This window comes from Actinomyces radicidentis (assembly GCF_001553565.1).
Lineage (GTDB): Bacteria > Actinomycetota > Actinomycetes > Actinomycetales > Actinomycetaceae > Actinomyces > Actinomyces radicidentis.
Genome location: NZ_CP014228.1, coordinates 1,907,445 through 1,922,811, shown reverse-complemented (window position 1 = coordinate 1,922,811; position 15,367 = coordinate 1,907,445). Strand labels below are relative to the sequence as shown.

At 74.8% G+C, this 15,367-nt stretch carries 13 protein-coding genes; 6 read left to right on the top strand and 7 right to left on the bottom strand.

What is annotated here, in order from left to right; genetic code table 11:
* Window positions 1-287: 287 nt before the first annotated feature.
* Complete coding sequence (locus AXF14_RS08225) at window positions 288-1,580, top strand: phosphotransferase (RefSeq protein ID WP_084355465.1); 1,293 nt, start codon at window positions 288-290, stop codon at window positions 1,578-1,580.
* Between the two features lie 83 nt (window positions 1,581-1,663).
* On the opposite strand, the gene AXF14_RS13975 is transcribed toward AXF14_RS08225, so the two are convergent.
* Entirely contained in the window at window positions 1,664-1,861 is a 198-nt protein-coding gene (locus AXF14_RS13975) for a hypothetical protein (protein WP_067942399.1), read from the bottom strand.
* A 47-nt stretch (window positions 1,862-1,908) separates the two neighbouring features.
* Here AXF14_RS13975 and AXF14_RS08215 point away from each other — a divergent pair, with 47 nt between their 5' ends.
* Window positions 1,909-2,172, top strand: coding sequence for a hypothetical protein (locus tag AXF14_RS08215; RefSeq protein WP_067942398.1), 264 nt, complete (start codon window positions 1,909-1,911; stop codon window positions 2,170-2,172).
* A 15-nt stretch (window positions 2,173-2,187) separates the two neighbouring features.
* Here the strand turns inward: AXF14_RS08215 and AXF14_RS08210 are convergent, their stop codons facing one another.
* Both AXF14_RS08210 and AXF14_RS08205 read right to left on the bottom strand, forming a co-directional pair.
* Window positions 2,188-5,634 (bottom strand): ATP-dependent DNA helicase, encoded by a 3,447-nt coding sequence (locus AXF14_RS08210; RefSeq protein WP_084355463.1) that lies wholly within the window; start codon window positions 5,632-5,634, stop codon window positions 2,188-2,190.
* On the bottom strand, window positions 5,631-9,245 hold the full coding sequence (locus tag AXF14_RS08205; RefSeq protein WP_067942396.1) for a PD-(D/E)XK nuclease family protein: 3,615 nt from the start codon (window positions 9,243-9,245) through the stop codon (window positions 5,631-5,633). The genes AXF14_RS08210 and AXF14_RS08205 overlap by 4 nt, the downstream gene beginning before the upstream one ends.
* Before the next feature lie 225 nt (window positions 9,246-9,470).
* On the opposite strand from AXF14_RS08205, the gene AXF14_RS08200 reads away from it, so the two are divergent.
* Window positions 9,471-9,692 (top strand): DUF3107 domain-containing protein, encoded by a 222-nt coding sequence (locus tag AXF14_RS08200; protein ID WP_067942394.1) that lies wholly within the window; start codon window positions 9,471-9,473, stop codon window positions 9,690-9,692.
* Between the two features lie 77 nt (window positions 9,693-9,769).
* Here the strand turns inward: AXF14_RS08200 and AXF14_RS08195 are convergent, their stop codons facing one another.
* On the bottom strand, window positions 9,770-9,994 hold the full coding sequence (locus tag AXF14_RS08195; protein WP_067942392.1) for a hypothetical protein: 225 nt from the start codon (window positions 9,992-9,994) through the stop codon (window positions 9,770-9,772).
* Between the two features lie 25 nt (window positions 9,995-10,019).
* Here AXF14_RS08195 and AXF14_RS13290 point away from each other — a divergent pair, with 25 nt between their 5' ends.
* The gene (locus tag AXF14_RS13290; protein WP_084355462.1) at window positions 10,020-10,442 is read left to right on the top strand and encodes a sulfite exporter TauE/SafE family protein; all 423 of its coding nucleotides are present in this window, start codon (window positions 10,020-10,022) and stop codon (window positions 10,440-10,442) included.
* A gap of 140 nt (window positions 10,443-10,582) precedes the next feature.
* On the opposite strand, the gene AXF14_RS08185 is transcribed toward AXF14_RS13290, so the two are convergent.
* The gene (locus AXF14_RS08185) at window positions 10,583-11,296 is read right to left on the bottom strand and encodes a GntR family transcriptional regulator (protein WP_084355461.1); all 714 of its coding nucleotides are present in this window, start codon (window positions 11,294-11,296) and stop codon (window positions 10,583-10,585) included.
* Window positions 11,297-11,449: 153 nt separating this feature from the next.
* Here AXF14_RS08185 and AXF14_RS08180 point away from each other — a divergent pair, with 153 nt between their 5' ends.
* Together AXF14_RS08180 and AXF14_RS08175 are read left to right on the top strand one after the other, a co-directional pair.
* Window positions 11,450-12,619 carry a mandelate racemase/muconate lactonizing enzyme family protein gene (locus tag AXF14_RS08180; RefSeq protein ID WP_067942388.1) on the top strand — a complete coding sequence of 390 codons (1,170 nt, stop codon included), beginning with the start codon at window positions 11,450-11,452 and terminating at the stop codon, window positions 12,617-12,619.
* Between the two features lie 49 nt (window positions 12,620-12,668).
* Window positions 12,669-13,778, top strand: coding sequence for a tartrate dehydrogenase (locus AXF14_RS08175; protein ID WP_067942386.1), 1,110 nt, complete (start codon window positions 12,669-12,671; stop codon window positions 13,776-13,778).
* Window positions 13,779-13,881: 103 nt separating this feature from the next.
* Here the strand turns inward: AXF14_RS08175 and AXF14_RS08170 are convergent, their stop codons facing one another.
* Window positions 13,882-14,550, bottom strand: coding sequence for a ferritin-like fold-containing protein (locus AXF14_RS08170; RefSeq protein ID WP_067942384.1), 669 nt, complete (start codon window positions 14,548-14,550; stop codon window positions 13,882-13,884).
* Window positions 14,551-14,650: 100 nt separating this feature from the next.
* The gene (locus AXF14_RS08165) at window positions 14,651-15,304 is read right to left on the bottom strand and encodes an MBL fold metallo-hydrolase (RefSeq protein WP_067942382.1); all 654 of its coding nucleotides are present in this window, start codon (window positions 15,302-15,304) and stop codon (window positions 14,651-14,653) included.
* Window positions 15,305-15,367: the final 63 nt, after the last annotated feature.

The following is a 15,367-nucleotide window of genomic DNA, read 5'->3' as shown; positions in this document are numbered from 1 at the left end:
TCGGGATGGGTGGGGTGCGGTCGGGAACGGCGCGGTTCCTGGCTGTGCGGCCCCACGCGCCGATGAGTGGGGCCGCACAGCGAGGCTAGGTCACAGGAGTGTCACGCCGCGAGGGCCTGAGTACTTCCTGTGGATAACGCTGCGGCGGATGCGGGCGCCGACGGAACCGCACCGGGGCCCCGGATCCGCAGGCCGGGCACGGGGCTCCCTCAGGGTGGTGCGCGCGACGCACGTCGTCGGGGCGCGCCGACGGCGACCTTTCAGCCTCCTCCCCTACCGTTGGGGGCATGTCGCAGCCCCCCTTCGAGAACGCCCCCGCCGCACCGACCGACGAGCAGGACGCCGAGCGGGTGTCCGTCGACGACGCCCGCTCGGCGCGGGACGCGCCGAGCACCGGCACCGGCACCGGCACCGGTACCGGCGAACGCTCCGAGAAGGCGAAGCAGCCGACCGCGCTCCCCCGCGACCGCAGCGCCCTCGCCCTGGCCGCGATGGCCGGCGTCGCCGTGCCCGGGCTCGACGCCGCCAAGCTCGCGCTGCCGCAGGAGGAGTCCCCCGAGCTGCACGTCGTCGGCGTCATCGACACCAAGGGCCGCCACTGGGAGGTCCTCGAGGCGCGCGACGACGCCACCGGGGCCGCCCTCGAGGCGGAGGCCGAGGTCCTCAAGCGCATCGGCCGCGTCGTCGACGACGGCTACCTCTCCTTCAACGTGCCCCGCCCGGCCGGCTCCCTGCGCCGCAAGGACGCCCACGTCCAGGTCCGCACCCACCTCGAGGGCCGCCCCATCGACGTGAACGCCCTGCGCCCCGGCCCCGGACTGTCCGCGGGACTCGGCAAGGCCCTCGGAGAGCTGCACGAGCTGAGGACCGACATCGTCGCCGACTCCGGGATGCCCGTGTACGACGCCGCGGAGACGCGCCAGCGCTGGGAGTCGCTCCTCGACGAGGCGCGCACGACCGGCAAGGTCCCCGACGTCTTGCTCAACCGCTGGGAGGCGGCGCTGTCCGACGCGAGCCTGTGGCGCTTCAAGCCGGTCCTCGTGCACGGCGACCTCGCCGAGGAGAACGTGCTGACCAGCGGCGGCGCCGTCACCGCGATCCGCGGGCTGGGGCTCACGCACGTGGGCGACCCGGCCGAGGACCTCGCCTGGGTCTACTCCTCCGTGCCGGTCGACTGCCTGGACTCGATCGAGGCCGCCTACGAGGCGGCCCGGGCCGAGGGCACCGACAAGCACCTGCGCGACCGCGCCGAGCTCGTGAGCGAGCTCAGCCTCGTGCGCTGGCTCCTCCACGGCGTGCGTGCGGAGAACGAGGGCATCACCGCCGACGCCGTCGCCATGCTCAACGACCTGGCGAGCCAGGTCGGCTCGGAGACGATCACCGAGGAGGCCGCACCGCACCTGGCTGCCGTCGATCCGCTCCCTGAGCACCTCGACGACGACGCTGAGCACGAGCCGGCGGACGCCGACGACGTCTCCGCCGAGGCGACGACGTCCCCCCAGGACTCTGAGGAGACCACGACGGAGGGGGACGACACGGTCGTGCGCCTCGCGGCGCGCCAGCGCCCGCACCGCGACTGAGCCAGGGGAGTTATCCACAGCCCCCCTTCCTGCACTGCAATCGGCTCATCCCCGCCGCATAACCTGCTTGGGTGATCATTCATTCACGTGCTCGGAAGCACGGTCTCATCGACGAGCAGATCATCGATGCGCTCGCCACGAGCAGTGGTGACGCCCGTATCCGCGACCGCGATCGTGACGCTGAGCCACCACGGTGGGCGATGATCGGGTGGGATCACAGTGGTCGCCCCATCGAGCTCGTCGTCGTCGGGCTCCTCGGTGGTGAGATCATGGTCATCCACGCGAACTACTTGACCCAGGGATTCCTCAACGAGATCAGGGAGGCACGATGACCACCTACGTCGGTTCCAACGGTGCCGAGTTCACCGACGCGGACGTGGAGCGCTGGGCCGCGCAGGCCGAGGCGGGTTTCGCCGACGCCACCCTCGAGCCCGCGCGCGCTCCTTGGCGCCCGGACGACCCCATGGAGACTCACACCGTGCGTCTGCCCGCGGACCTGTGGGAGCTCGTCGAGCAGGCGGCGGCCTCGAAGAGCATGACCGTGAACGAGTACGCCAGCGAGGTCCTCTCCCGGAGCCTGCGCTCCGCCTAATGCCTTCGGTCTCTCTCAGCCACGCGGGCTGAGGATCTCCTCGATCGCGGCCAGGGGCAGGACGTCCCCGCTCGCGAGCTCGTCGACCTCCCCGCCGGGGGCGTCGACGTAGACGTATGCCGCACGCACCGCCTCCGCGGGCACGCCGAGCGACGCCGACCAGGCGTGCACGTAGATGCTCAGCTGATCGACGGGCACGTGCCACCGCCCGGTCTTCCAGTCCACGATGAGCCAGGCGCCCGGCTCGTCGTCGGCGGCGCCGTCCCTGTGGAAGACGGCGTCGATGCGGCAGCGCAGGGTCGTCGCGCCGAGCGTGAGCTCTCGGTCCGTCTCCGTGGCGGCCAGCGTGTAGCCGTCGAGCAGCGGCAGCTCCTCCGCGGTGGCGAGCCAGCGCTCCAGCTTGGCGCGGTCCTCCGGCGTGACGGTGTCCGGGACACCGGCGTCGGTGAGGCTGAGCAGCGCGGAGCCCGCGGCGAGCCGCTGGGCGACGGCGTCGTGGAAGACGGTGCCGAGGCGCCCGGCCTCGCGCGGGTGCGGCGGCAGCGGGCGGCGCAGATCGAGGGCGAAGGCAGCCGGGTCCGAACGAAGCTCGTCGAGGCTCGTCGCCGCGAGGTGCTGGGGCAGACGGACCGAGGGCGGCTCGCTGTCACGTCGGGCGCGCTCGGCGAGGAGGAGCGCCGCCTCCTGTCGCCAGCGCGACGCGGCCGCGTCCGTGGACGCGGAGTCACCGCCCGCCCCTGCCGCTCCGGTGACCTCGACGGTCCCGCCGCTCGCCACCAGTCCCCGGACCGCCTCGGCGGCGGCCAGACGCGCTCGCCGCTCGGCGCCCTCGGGACCGGCGTCGGCGGCGTCCTCCGGCTCGACGGGCCATCGCGCCGTCGTCGTCGCCGCGGCCATGGGGTTCTCGGCGTCCTCGGCGAGCTCGGTGAAGCCGGCGCCGTAGGGCGCGACGAGGTCGCGGCGGACGAGTTCGGCGAGGAAGCGGCTCATGGGCCGGGTACGGCTCGAGGTCTTCGAGAAGTGCGAGCCGGTGAGGAGCACGTCGTGCCTGGCGCGGGTCACCGCCACGTAGGCCAGGCGCCGCTCCTCCGCCACGCCGTAGCGCCCGAGAGCCTGGGAGTACTGCTCGAGGAGGTCCTTCGCGTCGTCCTTGTCGACCGCCGGCGGCTCGAGCGCCCCGAGCTCGAAGGGCGGCAAGGTGCCGGCGTCGGCCCGCAGCGGGTGGGGGAACTCGGCCTTCTTCGTCATCCAGGAGCGGTCCGCGACGGACAGGTCCTCCTTGGGGCTCGCGTCGTAGTTGGGGAACCCGCCCTCGTTGAGGCCGACGACGGCCACGGAGTCCCACTCGAGGCCCTTGGCGGCGTGGACCGTGAGGAGCTGGACGGCGCCGGGCTCGGGCTCGACCTCGGGGACGCCGAGCGCCCCCTCGCGCACCTCGGCGACGGCGAGCCACTCGAGGAAGCCGGCGAGGGTCGGGGCGTCGATGTCGGCGGCGTACTGCTCGGCGACGCCCCGGAACGCGTCCAGGCCCCGACGTCCGAGCGGCGCGTCGACGCGGGCGGCGATCTCGACGTCGAGTCCGAGGGCCTGCTCGGCGAGGACGACGAGGTCCGGCAGGGGCAGGGCGAGCGCGGAGCGGACGCGTCGCACCCGCCGGGCCAACCGGTCGGCGAGCCGCGTCCCGGCGGGTGTCAGCCCGGGGACCGTGACGGCGTCGACGCCGTCGCGGCCGGAGTCGGCGCGGCGGGCGATCGCCTCGATCGCCTCGGAGAGCAGCGGGGCGTCCGGGTTCTCCTCCCCCTCGGGCGCCTCCTCGCGGACCGGGCCACGGGCCTGGACACGGGCGTACTGGTGCAGGGCGCGCAGGTCGGTGGCGCCGATGCCGGCGCCGGTGAGCAGGCGCATGAGCCGGTCGCCGCGCTCGGGGTCGGCGGCGACGGTGAGGAGCGCGCGGACGTCGGCGACCTCGGGCAGGGTGAGGAGTCCGCCGATGCCGACGACCTCGTAGGGGATGCCGCGCGCCCCGAGGGCCTCTGCCGCGGGCTCGAGGGCGGCGTGCGTGCGGGACAGGACGGCGAGGGAGACGTCAGCGCCCCAGCGCTCGCCCATGAACTCCGCGACCGCCTCCGCCTCCGCGAGCGAGTCCTGGAGGAAAGCCCCGAGGACCGCCCCCTGCGCCAGCCCGGCGGTGGCCGGACGGGGCCGCAGCGGCTCGACGGGGAGGTGGGAGACGAGGGCGTCGCCGGGCTGGACGGAGTGGACGCGCAGCGGCGTGGAGAGGACGTTGGCGGCGTCGAGGACGGCGACGTCGTTGCGCCAGGCGGTCGACAGGGGCAGGACGGGGGTGGCCTCGTCCGGGTCCGCGCCCGCCCTGACCGCCTCGGTGCCGGCCGGGTTGAAGGCCTCGTGGAAGGAGTCGAGCGCCCCGGCGGAGGCTCCGCGCCAGCCGTAGATGGCCTGGTTGGGGTCGCCGACGGCGGTGACGCCGCTGCCCTCGAAGAGGGCGGAGAGGAGCCGGACCTGGGCGACGGAGGTGTCCTGGAACTCGTCGAGGAGCACGGCCGGGTACTGGCGGCGCACGGCGCGGGCGACCTCGGGGACGTCCTCGGCGATCCGGCAGGCCAGCGCGATCTGGTCCCCGAAGGTGAGGAGGGACCGGGCGCGCTTGCGCTCCCGGAAGGCGGCGACGACCTCGAGCATGCCGAGCTGCTCGCCCATCGTGCCCGCCGGCTTGCCGAAGGCGGTCTTGAGGCCGCGGATCCCGGCGAGGCCGGTGAAGAGCTCCTGGAGCTGCTCGATCTGCTCGGCAGCCTGTTCGACGGTGAGGAGGTTCTCGGAGAGGGCGCCGTCGAGGCGGAGCACGGCCTCGGTGGCCGTGGACAGGGACTCGATCGGGAGCGGCTCGGAGCGGGACTCGACGAGGTCAGAGGCGATCTGCCAGGCGCGGGCCTCGGTGATGAGGGTGGAGTCGGGGTCGACGCCGATGCGCAGGCCGTGGTCCCGCACGAGGGAGCCGGCGAAGGAGTTGTAGGTGGCGATGGTCGGCTCGGGGGCGTCCTCGTCGGCCTCGATGAGGCCGGAGGCCGCGAGCTGGTCGAGGCGGGCGCCGACGCGCTGGGCGAGCTCGGCGGTGGCCTTGCGGGTGAAGGTGAGGCCGAGGACGCCGTCGGCGCGGGCGCGGCCCGTGGCGACGAGGTGGACGACGCGCTGGCTCATCGTGGCGGTCTTGCCGGAGCCGGCGCCCGCGACCACGAGGAGGGGCGTGAGCGGGTGGGCGATGACGCGGGCCTGCTCCTCGGTGGGCTCATGGATCTTGAGGGCGCGGGCGAGCTCGGCGGGGCTGAGGTCGGGGCGGGCGGCCGGGGCGGCACCCGCGGTGCCGGCGCCCGGCTGCGCCGCGCTGGCGTCGGGGCCGACCGGGGTGCGGGCGTCGCGCGGGTCCTGGGAGTGCGTCGGGGTCATGCGAGGACCCTCCTTCCTTCGGCGACGGCCGGGCAGGAGCTCTTGACGGGGCAGAACTGGCAGTGGGCGCCGGTGCGCGCCTCGAGGTGCGCTCCGGAGGCGTCGAGCGCGGCGGAGGCGACCATGTCCGAGGCCCAGTCCTCCCCGGTCTCCGGGTCCGGTGAGGCGTCGAGGGCCGCGCCCTTCGGGAAGACGCGCGTGAGGCCGTCCTTGAGCGGCTTCTCCCCGAGCTGGACGAGGCCTGCGCCGACGACGTCGTAGCCGTGGTGCTCCAGGGCGAGGCGGTAGGTGGCGAGCTGGGCGTGGCGGGCCGGGTCGTTCTTGGGGCGGCCTCCGGTCTTGAGGTCCATGACGCGCACGCGGGCTCCGCGCCCGTCGGGCAGGGCGTCGCCGTCGGTGACTGGCGGGGCGCCGTCGGGTCCCTCGCCGACGTGCTCGATGCGGTCGATGCGTCCGCCGAGGTGGACGCGGACAGTGCCTGAGGCGGGCGCGCCGACCGCGGCCGATCCGCCGTCGACGGCAGTGAGCGGAAGAGGCGCGTCACCGGTGCCATCGGCGCCCGTGCCCGTGCTCGGTGCCCCGGGCACGGGCAGGTCGAGCTCGACGTCGATGCGCTTCTCGACGTCGACGCGGCCGGGCACGCCGTCGAGGTAGGAGGCGAGGCGCTCAGTGAGGTCACGGGCGCGCTGGACGGCGAGTGAGCCGAACCAGGTGTCCGGGTAGGAGAGCTCTGGCAGGCGCTCCTCGAGGAGGGTCATGACCTCCTCACCGCGCAGTCCCTCGCGCTGGGCCTGCTCGCCGATCTCGTGGATGACGATGCCGAGGCTCTGGGCGCCGGTGGCGCCCGCGTCCCCGCCCTGGCGCTGGAGGAACCAGCGCAGCGGGCATGTGCCGACGCCCTCGACGTCCGAGGGGCTGACGCGCACGGCCCGGCCGGGCTCGACGAGGGGCGCGTGCGAGGTGGGGCCGGCGATTCCGTCCCAGGAGGCAGGGTCCGCGGTGGCGACGCCGGAGGAGGCGAGCAGCGCGAGCACCCGCCCGGCGGCCCGCCCGCGGTCCCGGTCGGCGTCCTCGGCGCCCTCGAGGGCCCCGGCGACGGCGGCGCGGCGGAGCTCGCCGACCAGTCCGCGCAGGGTGAGGTCGCCGACGTCGGGAGCGGTGATGACGGCGCCGTCCTCGTCCAGGAGCGGGGCGCTGGCGGAGCGGGCGACCTCGAGGAGGAAGGCCGAGGGGGCGTGGTCCTCGTCCTGGGTGGCGGTGACGACGAGCCGCCGCGTGGCCCGCGTGAGGGCGGACAGGAGCATGCGTCGCTCGTCGGCGCGCACCTGCGCGCGGGCGGAGGCGGCGTCGAGCTCGCCGGTGGGGGCGCCGTCGGCTCCGAGCGGGAGCCGGCCGGTGACGGCGTCGACGAGGAGCCCGGAGCGGGTCAGCGAGTCGCGCAGCCGCAGGTCCGGCCAGGCGTCGCGGCCCAGCCCCATGACGGCGACGACCTCCCACTCGCGGCCGGCCGCGGCCGCCGGGGTGAGGACGGGGACGCCGTCGGGGCGCACGCCCTGGGGCGCGACGGAGTCCGAGGGGAGGACCTCCTCGGCGAGCTCGGTGAGGAAGTCGGCGGCGTCGGCGCCCGGGTGGCGCTCGGCCCAGATCTCGGCGCGCTTGAACAGAGCGGTCACGACGTCGAGGTCCCGCTCGGCGGCCTCGGCGAGGAGGGCGTCGGCGTGGGAGGCTCCGCCGCTGAGGGCGGTGGCGCGCCAGGCCTCGGCGCGCCCGGAGGCGTCCCAGGCGGCCCAGAGGAGCTGCTCGGCGTCGACGCGGCCGGAGGCCTCGGTGCCCGTGCTCCCGGTCCGTCGTCCCGCCGCGTCACCGGTGCCGGTCCCGGCGGGGACCGGGTCCTCACCGGCAGCGGGAACGCCGACGGCGGGAGCGCCCTCCTCGGCCTGGCCCCGGGACTCCTCGACGACGTCGCGGACGGCGGCGATGACGCGGGCGGCGCGGGCGAGGCGCTCGGCCTGCTCTGCCAGCGGCTCCTGCGCGAGTGCCTCGGCGAGGGCGCAGGCGCCGTCGACGGAGCCGAGTACGGACAGGAGGTTCTCATCCGGGCTCCCCTCCGCGGGTCGGTCCGCGCGCAGACGACGGCGCAGGCGGCGCAGGTCCAGGACGCTCAGCCCGATGAGAGGGCTCGCGAGCAGGTCGAGGGCCGTGGGCCGCTCGGGCAGCGCCTCCGGGCCGCCGAGGCGCCCCTCGAGGCCCGCCCGGGCGACGGCGAGGAGCGCGGAGGCGGCGGGCTCGGCGCGCAGCAGGACGGCGGGCGTCGACGACGCGAGTGGGACGCCCCGGCGGCGCAGGTCCCGGGCGACCGCCTGGGCACGGCCCGAGGAGCGGACGATGACGGCCATCTCGCCCCAGCCGGTGCCGTGGTGGATGCGCTCGGCGCGCAGGAGGCGCGCGACGTGGGCGGCCTCCTGGGCCTCGCCGGAGGCGACGAGCGGGAGGACCCCGGTGGGCCGCGGGGCGGTCCCGGCGCCCGTCTCCACGGCGCGGCCCGGCTCCTGGGCGAGGGCGGGGCGACGGTGGGCGGCCGTGCCCGTGACGGGCAGGCGCCCGGCCTGGTCCTCCCACACGGCGGCCAGCGCGGGCCCGCCGCGGTGGCGGGTGCCGAGGGTGAGACGCTCGGCGGCGAGACCGGAGCGGTCCTCGGCCTCATTGAGCAGGCTCGGGGAGCCGCCGCGGAAGGTCTCGACGGCGACGTCGGGGTCCCCCAGGACGACGACCTGGGCGCGGTGCCCGGCGGCGTCCGGGGCGTTGAGGGCGACGAGGAGACGGGCGGTGGCGGCGGTGCAGTCCTGGTAGTCGTCGACGATGACGAGGTCCGGCACGGGGCGCGGCTCGGTGACGCCGTCGGCGTCCCAGGAGGCGAGGGCCTCGACAGCGCGGTCCTGGATGCGGGCGGTGTCCATGCGGCGGGTCTCGCTGCGCCGCTCGGCGCTCGGGCGGCCCTGTGCGTCCCAGGTGCGCAGGAGCGCGGAGGCCGGGCCCCACGGGGGGACGTCGAGGGCACGCCCGAGATCCGCGAGGTCGTCGGCGTCCACGCCGAGCTCGCCGGCGCGGGCGAGGAGGTTGCGGAGCTCGGTGCGGAAGGCGCGCGAGGCGACGGCCTCGGGCGGAAGGCCGGGCCACTGCTCGGGACGGATGAGGGCCGCGAGCGCGGCGTCCTCCTCCGCGCCGGCGAGGAGGACCGGCGCGGGCAGCGGGTCCGGACGGGCGGTGAGGGAGGTGGTGAGGACGGTGAAGGCGAAGCCGGCGGGCGTGCGCACGCGCACCACTCCCCCGCCTCGACCCTCGAGGAGGTGGGCGGCGCGGGCGCGCAGCTGGTCCGCGCGGGCTCGCGTGGGCGCGAGCAGCAGGGCGTCGCGCCCGGCGCGGACGGCCTCGGCGAGGAGGCGCAGCGCAAGGGTGGAGCGCCCGGTGCCGGCGGCCCCGAGGACGACGAGGTTGGCGCCCTCGCGAGCGCGCTCGAGGACGCGTGCGGCGTCCTCGCCCGGCTCCGGCAGGGGCGGGACCCCGCGGGCGGGCAGGAGGCGGAGGGGCTCCGGCGTCGTGTCCTCGTGCATGGCCCCATCCCACCACGGGCCCACGACATGAATCCGGCGCCCGTCCGCGCGGCGCGAAAAGCGCGCGACGACGCGGCTGGAGCCTCGGGCGGCGACGACGGCCCGCCCTAGGATCGTGCCCAGCGCAACCGCACCACGGCCGTCGTCCTCGAGGGGGCGCCGGCCGCCGCGGGAGCCGGTCCGGGCGCCCGCGCACCGCACACGTCAGCACGAGGAGCAGCCACCATGCAGATCCACATCGCCGTCAAGCACTCCAGCCGCGAGCTCGACCTGGAGACCTCCGCCTCGCAGGACGAGATCCTCGAGGCCCTCACCCGCGCCGACCGCGACGGCGAGCCCCTCGTCCTCTCCGACGACAAGGGCCGCAAGGTCTTCGTGCCGGCCGGCGGCATCGCCTCCGTCGAGCTCGGCGAGGCCTCGCAGCGCCGCGTCGGCTTCGGCATCTGAGCCGACCGACCAGCCACGGCGTCGGCCCCCGCTCCACCACGGAGCGGGGGCTGACGCCGTCGTGAGGCGGTCCGAGCTCAGACCCGGTCGTGCTTCTCGCAGAAGACGTGGTCGCCGACGATCTTGAAGCCGTCGCGCTCGACGGCGCGCAGGGCGTCGTCCTCGTTGACGCTCAGGGCGAGGACGCGCTCGATGGCGGTCCCGTCGGGGTCGTGGACGGTGTCGACGACGCGGTGGGCGACCATGCGCTCGCACCCCTCGTGGTCGCAACGGACGGCGATGGCCTCGCGGCGGATGAACATCTGACGGGTCTCCTCACCCTCGAGCGTGCGGGCCCGGCCTCCTCGGACGGTCCCGGGAGGGCTCCGTCGCCCTCCGGAACCATCGTGCCCGAGGCGGTCCGACCGCGCAGCGCGCCGGGCCGACCGCGTCCTCCTCATCGCAGCCGGTCCCCGCATCGAGCTGCGCTCGGGCCGCTTCCGCCTCTCGACGCCGGTCTTCCTCGTGCTGCTCGGCGTCGTCGCCATCTACGGCGGCCACTCCGGCGCGGGCTCCGGGATCACGTTCCTCGACCTGTGCTCACTGGGGACGCCGTTGACGACGCACGAGTCGGTGCTGCTCAAGACCCCGCTCATCGCGGTCGCGAACATCGTGGCCTCGATGCTCTTCATCGTGGCCGGCCAGGTCGACTGGGCGGCCACGATCGCGGTCGGTCTCGGCTCCTTCGTGGGCGGCCTGCTGGGCCCGTAGATCCAGCGGCTCATCCCGGAGCGCGTCATGCGCCTCATCGTCGTGGTCGGCGGGCTCGTCCTCACCGCCTGGCTCTTCGTCGAGGCCTGAGATAGGACGCTCCGCGGGCCACGGGGCCGCCGGGGCTCGGCCCGCGGCGCTCACCCCTGGGAGCCGCCCTCCCCCTCCTCGGACCGGGCACGCCCAACCGTCGCGTCGGTCGTCCTCTCCGCGGAGGCCGCCACCTCGGCCGCGAGGCTGCGGTCGATGTGCTCGGTCATGAGCGCGGCCGCGGCCTCGCCGTCCCCGGCGATGACGAGGCGCGCGAGCTCGAGGTGCTCCTCGTGGTCGCGCGTGCGAGGACCGGCCTGGGCCCCCGCCTCGAGACCGGACCGCCGGTAGCGCTCGAGCCTGTCCCACAGACCGTCGAGCAGACCCTCCATGACCGGGTTGTGGGCAGCGCGGTAGAGGCTGCGGTGGAGCTCGGAGTGGGCTGCGAGCGCGGACTCACCCTCCTCGCTGGTGACCGGGCGGAGCTCGGCGACGGCGGCCTCGATCGCGGCGACGTCGTCGTCCGTGCGGCGCTGAGCGGCCAGTGCCACGGCGGCGGGCTCGAGGACGCGGCGCGTCTCGTTGAGGTGCCGGGCCTCGTCGAGGTCGAGCTCGGCGACCCGCGCGTTGCGGTGGGCGTCCTGGACGATCCACCCCTCCCCCGTGAGGCGGCGCATGGCCTCGCGCAGAGGCGTGATGGAGATGCCCATGGCGTCGGCCAGCTCGTACTGGTTGACGCGGGCTCCGGGGGCGAGGGTCCCGTCGAGCACCTGGTGGCGGATCTCGCGGTAGGCGCCGTCGGCCTTGGAGGTGAGGATCGGCACGTCCCCAGTGTGGCACGAGGGGGCATGCGCTCTTCCGCGCCCCGCCGTACTCTCATCTCACCACTTATAAGATATGAGACCGACCGGGAACGACGCTCCCGCACCACTGCTCACGCCACCCGACCGGCCCCTCCACCAGAGAGTCAGGCAGCCATGCGCATCGTCTCCGCCCACGCCGGCACCATCCCGATCAGCTCGCCCATCCGCAACGCCTACATCGACTTCACGAAGATGGACTCCTCCATCCTGGCGCTCGTCTCCGACGTCGTCGTCGACGGCAAGCCCCTCGTCGGCTACGGCTTCAACTCCAACGGCCGCTACAACGCCACCGGCATCCTCAACGAGCGGATCCTCCCCCGCCTCCTCGAGGCCGACCCCGAGTCCCTCCTCGACGAGGACGGCAACCTCTCCCCCGAGCGCGCCTGGCCGATCATGATGGCCAACGAGAAGCCCGGCGGCCACGGCGAGCGCTCCGTCGCCGTCGGCGTCGTCGACATGGCCCTCCACGACCTCGCCGCCAAGATCGCCGGAGTCCCCCTCTACCGCTGGGTCTCCGACCACTACGGCGACGGCGAGCCCGACGAGGACGTCTTCGTCTACGCCGCCGGCGGCTACTACGCCCCCGGCAAGACCCTCGCCGACCTCCAGGACGAGATGCGCCGCTTCCTCGACGCCGGCTACCGGGTCGTCAAGATGAAGATCGGCGGTGCCGGCCTCGACGAGGACCTGCGCCGCATCGACGCCGTCGTCGACGGCGTCCTGGACGGGGACGGATCGCGCCTCGCCGTCGACGTCAACGGCGCCTTCGACCTCGAGACGGCGCTCGCCTACGCCCGCGCCCTCGAGCCCTACGAGCTGTTCTGGTACGAGGAGATCGGCGACCCGCTCGACTACGCGCTCAACGCCACCGTCGCCGAGCGCTACAGCCGCCCCATCGCCACCTGCGAGAACCTCTTCTCCGCCCAGGACGCCCGCAACCTCGTCCGCTACGGCGGCATGCGCCCCGACCGCGACTTCATCCAGGTCGACCCCGCCCTCACCTACGGCCTCACCGCGTACCGCCGCGTCCTGGACACCCTCGACGCCCACGGCTGGTCCTCGCGCCGCTGCATCCCGCACGGCGGCCACCAGTTCTCCCTCCACATCGCCGCCGGCCTCCACCTGGGCGGCAACGAGTCCTACCCCGGCGAGTTCCAGCCCACCGGCGGCTTCACCGACGACGCGCGCGTCGTCGACTCCCGCGTCGCCCCCGGCGACCTGCCCGGCATCGGCCTCGAGGGCAAGGCGGAGTTCCTCAAGGTCCTTCGGTCCCTGCACGAGTGAGGATCCCGGGACGAGGACGGGACGGAGTCGTCTCGAGGAGGAGAAGGACATGACCGATCACGACGCGAGCGGGCACGGGCCCTGGCGGATCGCCGTCATCCCGGGCGACGGCATCGGCAAGGAGGTCGTCCCCGAGGGCCTGCGGGTCCTGCGCGCGGCCGCCGCGGCCTACGACGTCGAGCTGGAGACCACCGAGTTCGACTGGTCCAGCGCCAAGTACTACCAGGAGCACGGGCAGATGCTGCCCGACGACTGGTTCGAGACGCTCCGGGAGTACGACGCCATCTACTTCGGAGCCGTGGGCTGGCCCGAGGTCGTCCCGGACCACGTCTCCCTGTGGGGCTCGCTCCTGCGCTTCCGCCGCGACTTCGACCAGTACGTCAACCTGCGCCCCGTCCGGCTCCTGCCGGGCGTGCCCAGCCCGCTGGCCGACCGCGAGCCGGGCGACGTCGACTTCCTCGTCGTGCGGGAGAACACCGAGGGCGAGTACTCCTCGATCGGCGGGCGCATGTTCGAGGGCACGGACCGCGAGACGGTCGTCCAGGAGACGGTCATGACCCGCACCGGCGTGGACCGCGTCGTCCGCTACGCCTACGAGATGGCGGCCTCTCGCCCGGCCCACCACCTCACGAGCGCCACGAAGTCCAACGGCATCGCCATCACCATGCCCTTCTGGGACGAGCGCGTGGCGGCGATGAGCGAGGAGTACCCGCAGGTCCGCGTCGACAAGAACCACATCGACATCCTCACGGCGAACTTCGTGCTCCACCCGGACCGCTTCGACGTCGTCGTCGCCTCGAACCTCTTCGGCGACATCCTCTCCGACCTCGGACCGGCCTGCACGGGCACCATCGGGATCGCGCCGAGCGCCAACATCAACCCCGACGGCCGCTTCCCGAGCCTCTTCGAGCCAGTGCACGGCTCGGCGCCGGACATCGCCGGCAAGGGCGTCGCGGACCCGATCGGCCAGATCTGGTCCGGCGCGCTCATGCTGCGCCACCTCGGTGAGACCGAGGCCGCCGACGCCGTCGAGGCCGCCTTCGAGGCCGTGCTGGCGGAGCACGACGAGGAGGTCCTCACGCCCGACCTCGGCGGGCACGGCAGCACCTCGGGCCTCGGTGAGGCGATCGCCGCCCGGGTCGCGCGCCCGCGGGACTGAGCCGGCACGAGGGGCCGGACGCCCCCTCACCCGACGACGGGGCCGCGCGAGCACCTCAGCTCGTGCGGCCCCGTCGTCACGGCAGGAGGCCCGACGGGCGCGCTCAGACCCGCAGGCCGAGCGAGCGCATGCGGCTCGTGGCGCCCTCGGAGAGGACCTCGTGGAGGCCGTCCGAGGTCGCACCGCCGGACAGGAGCACGGGGCGCTCGGCCTGGAGGCGGCGGAAGGTGCCGATCTCCTCGCCGACGACGCGGCGGCCCCACAGGCCGAGACGGCCGGCGAGGAGAGGGTCGGCGTCGAGGTCGCCCATGAGCTCGGCGGAGGCGAAGGCCCCGAAGTCGTCGGCGCCGATGACGGCGCGCAGGCCGGTCGACAGATCACCGCCGAGCTCGTCGACGAGGGCTCCGGCGAAGTCGGAGAGGAGACCGACGGCGAGGTAGGTCTTGACGAGGCGCTCGGACCAGTCGAGGGGGCGGAGGCGCTCGTCGACCTCGCCGAGGGCTCCGAGGTACCCGGCAGCGGCCTCGACGGGGTCGATGCCGGAGGCGGCGCCCAGGCGGCGGGCCTCCTCGCAGGAGGCGACGGCGTCGGCGCTCATGCGCAGGAGCGCGAGGCGGGCCTCGAGGGTGGGCGCCTTGCCGGCGTCCTTGGCGTAGCGGACAGCGGCGATCGTGCGGGAGAAGACGACGATCCCGATCACGGAGCGCGCGAAGGGCGTGGGCTCGGCGGAGCCCGGTGCGGTGGGGTCGGTCGTGGTGGTCGACGAGGTCATGCGCACCAGGGTAAGGCCGCCGCGACCCGCGAGGGGCCCGCTGCGGGAGCCGCGGACCGCACCGAGGAGCGGGCCCCTCGTGCGGGCTCGCGGACCGGTCTCAGAGGGCGACGGGCGTGCCGACGGCGACGCGCTCGTAGCCGGGGACGGCGACGCCGCCCGCGACGACGTTGTCGTGGATGGACTTGCCGGAGTCGGACAGGAGGGCGTCGTGGATGGGGATGACGCGCTTCGCTCCGACGGCGAGGGCGTAGTCGGCGGCGACGGCCAGGCGCAGCCACGGGGCGGAGACGGGCAGGAGGAGGACGTCGAGCCCGGTGCCCTCGGGGAGCTCGGGGAAGGCGTCACCGGGCTGGAGGATCCGGCCGTCGATGAGGTACCCGACGTTGGCGGGCGTGGGGATGCCCTCGTGGATGGGCATGTGCTCGCCGCCGACGGCGAGGACGTCGTGGCCGACGACGGTGAGGCGGTCGCCGGGGGCGACGGTCTCGAGCCGCTCGGCGGTGGCGCCCGCCTCCTTGAGCTGGACGACGGCGTCGGCGGGGGCGATGACGCGCAGCGCCGGGTTGGTGCACACGGCCTTGACGACGGCGTCGACGTCGAGGTGGTCGACGTGGGCGTGGGTGATGAGGACGGCGCTCGCCCCCTCGAGGCAGGCGAGGTCGGAGAGGGAGCCGGGGTCGATGGTGAGGCGTCCGCGCTCGGAGTCGAGCGTGACGGCGGACTGCCCCCACAGGGTCAGCGTGGTGCTCATGCGCCGCACCCTATCGGGCCGGTGACCGGACCGTCACGGCGAGACGCCCCTCGTCCGTGACAT

Excerpts from the sequence above, each read along its gene's own strand:
- AXF14_RS08225 (WP_084355465.1), top strand. The coding sequence starts at position 288 with ATGTCGCAGCCCCCCTTCGAGAACGCCCCCGCCGCACCGACCGACGAG.
- AXF14_RS08215 (WP_067942398.1), top strand. The coding sequence starts at position 1,909 with ATGACCACCTACGTCGGTTCCAACGGTGCCGAGTTCACCGACGCGGAC.
- AXF14_RS08210 (WP_084355463.1), bottom strand. The coding sequence starts at position 5,634 with ATGACCCCGACGCACTCCCAGGACCCGCGCGACGCCCGCACCCCGGTC.
- AXF14_RS08205 (WP_067942396.1), bottom strand. The coding sequence starts at position 9,245 with ATGCACGAGGACACGACGCCGGAGCCCCTCCGCCTCCTGCCCGCCCGC.
- AXF14_RS08200 (WP_067942394.1), top strand. The coding sequence starts at position 9,471 with ATGCAGATCCACATCGCCGTCAAGCACTCCAGCCGCGAGCTCGACCTG.
- AXF14_RS08195 (WP_067942392.1), bottom strand. The coding sequence starts at position 9,994 with ATGTTCATCCGCCGCGAGGCCATCGCCGTCCGTTGCGACCACGAGGGG.
- AXF14_RS08180 (WP_067942388.1), top strand. The coding sequence starts at position 11,450 with ATGCGCATCGTCTCCGCCCACGCCGGCACCATCCCGATCAGCTCGCCC.
- AXF14_RS08175 (WP_067942386.1), top strand. The coding sequence starts at position 12,669 with ATGACCGATCACGACGCGAGCGGGCACGGGCCCTGGCGGATCGCCGTC.
- AXF14_RS08170 (WP_067942384.1), bottom strand. The coding sequence starts at position 14,550 with ATGACCTCGTCGACCACCACGACCGACCCCACCGCACCGGGCTCCGCC.
- AXF14_RS08165 (WP_067942382.1), bottom strand. The coding sequence starts at position 15,304 with ATGAGCACCACGCTGACCCTGTGGGGGCAGTCCGCCGTCACGCTCGAC.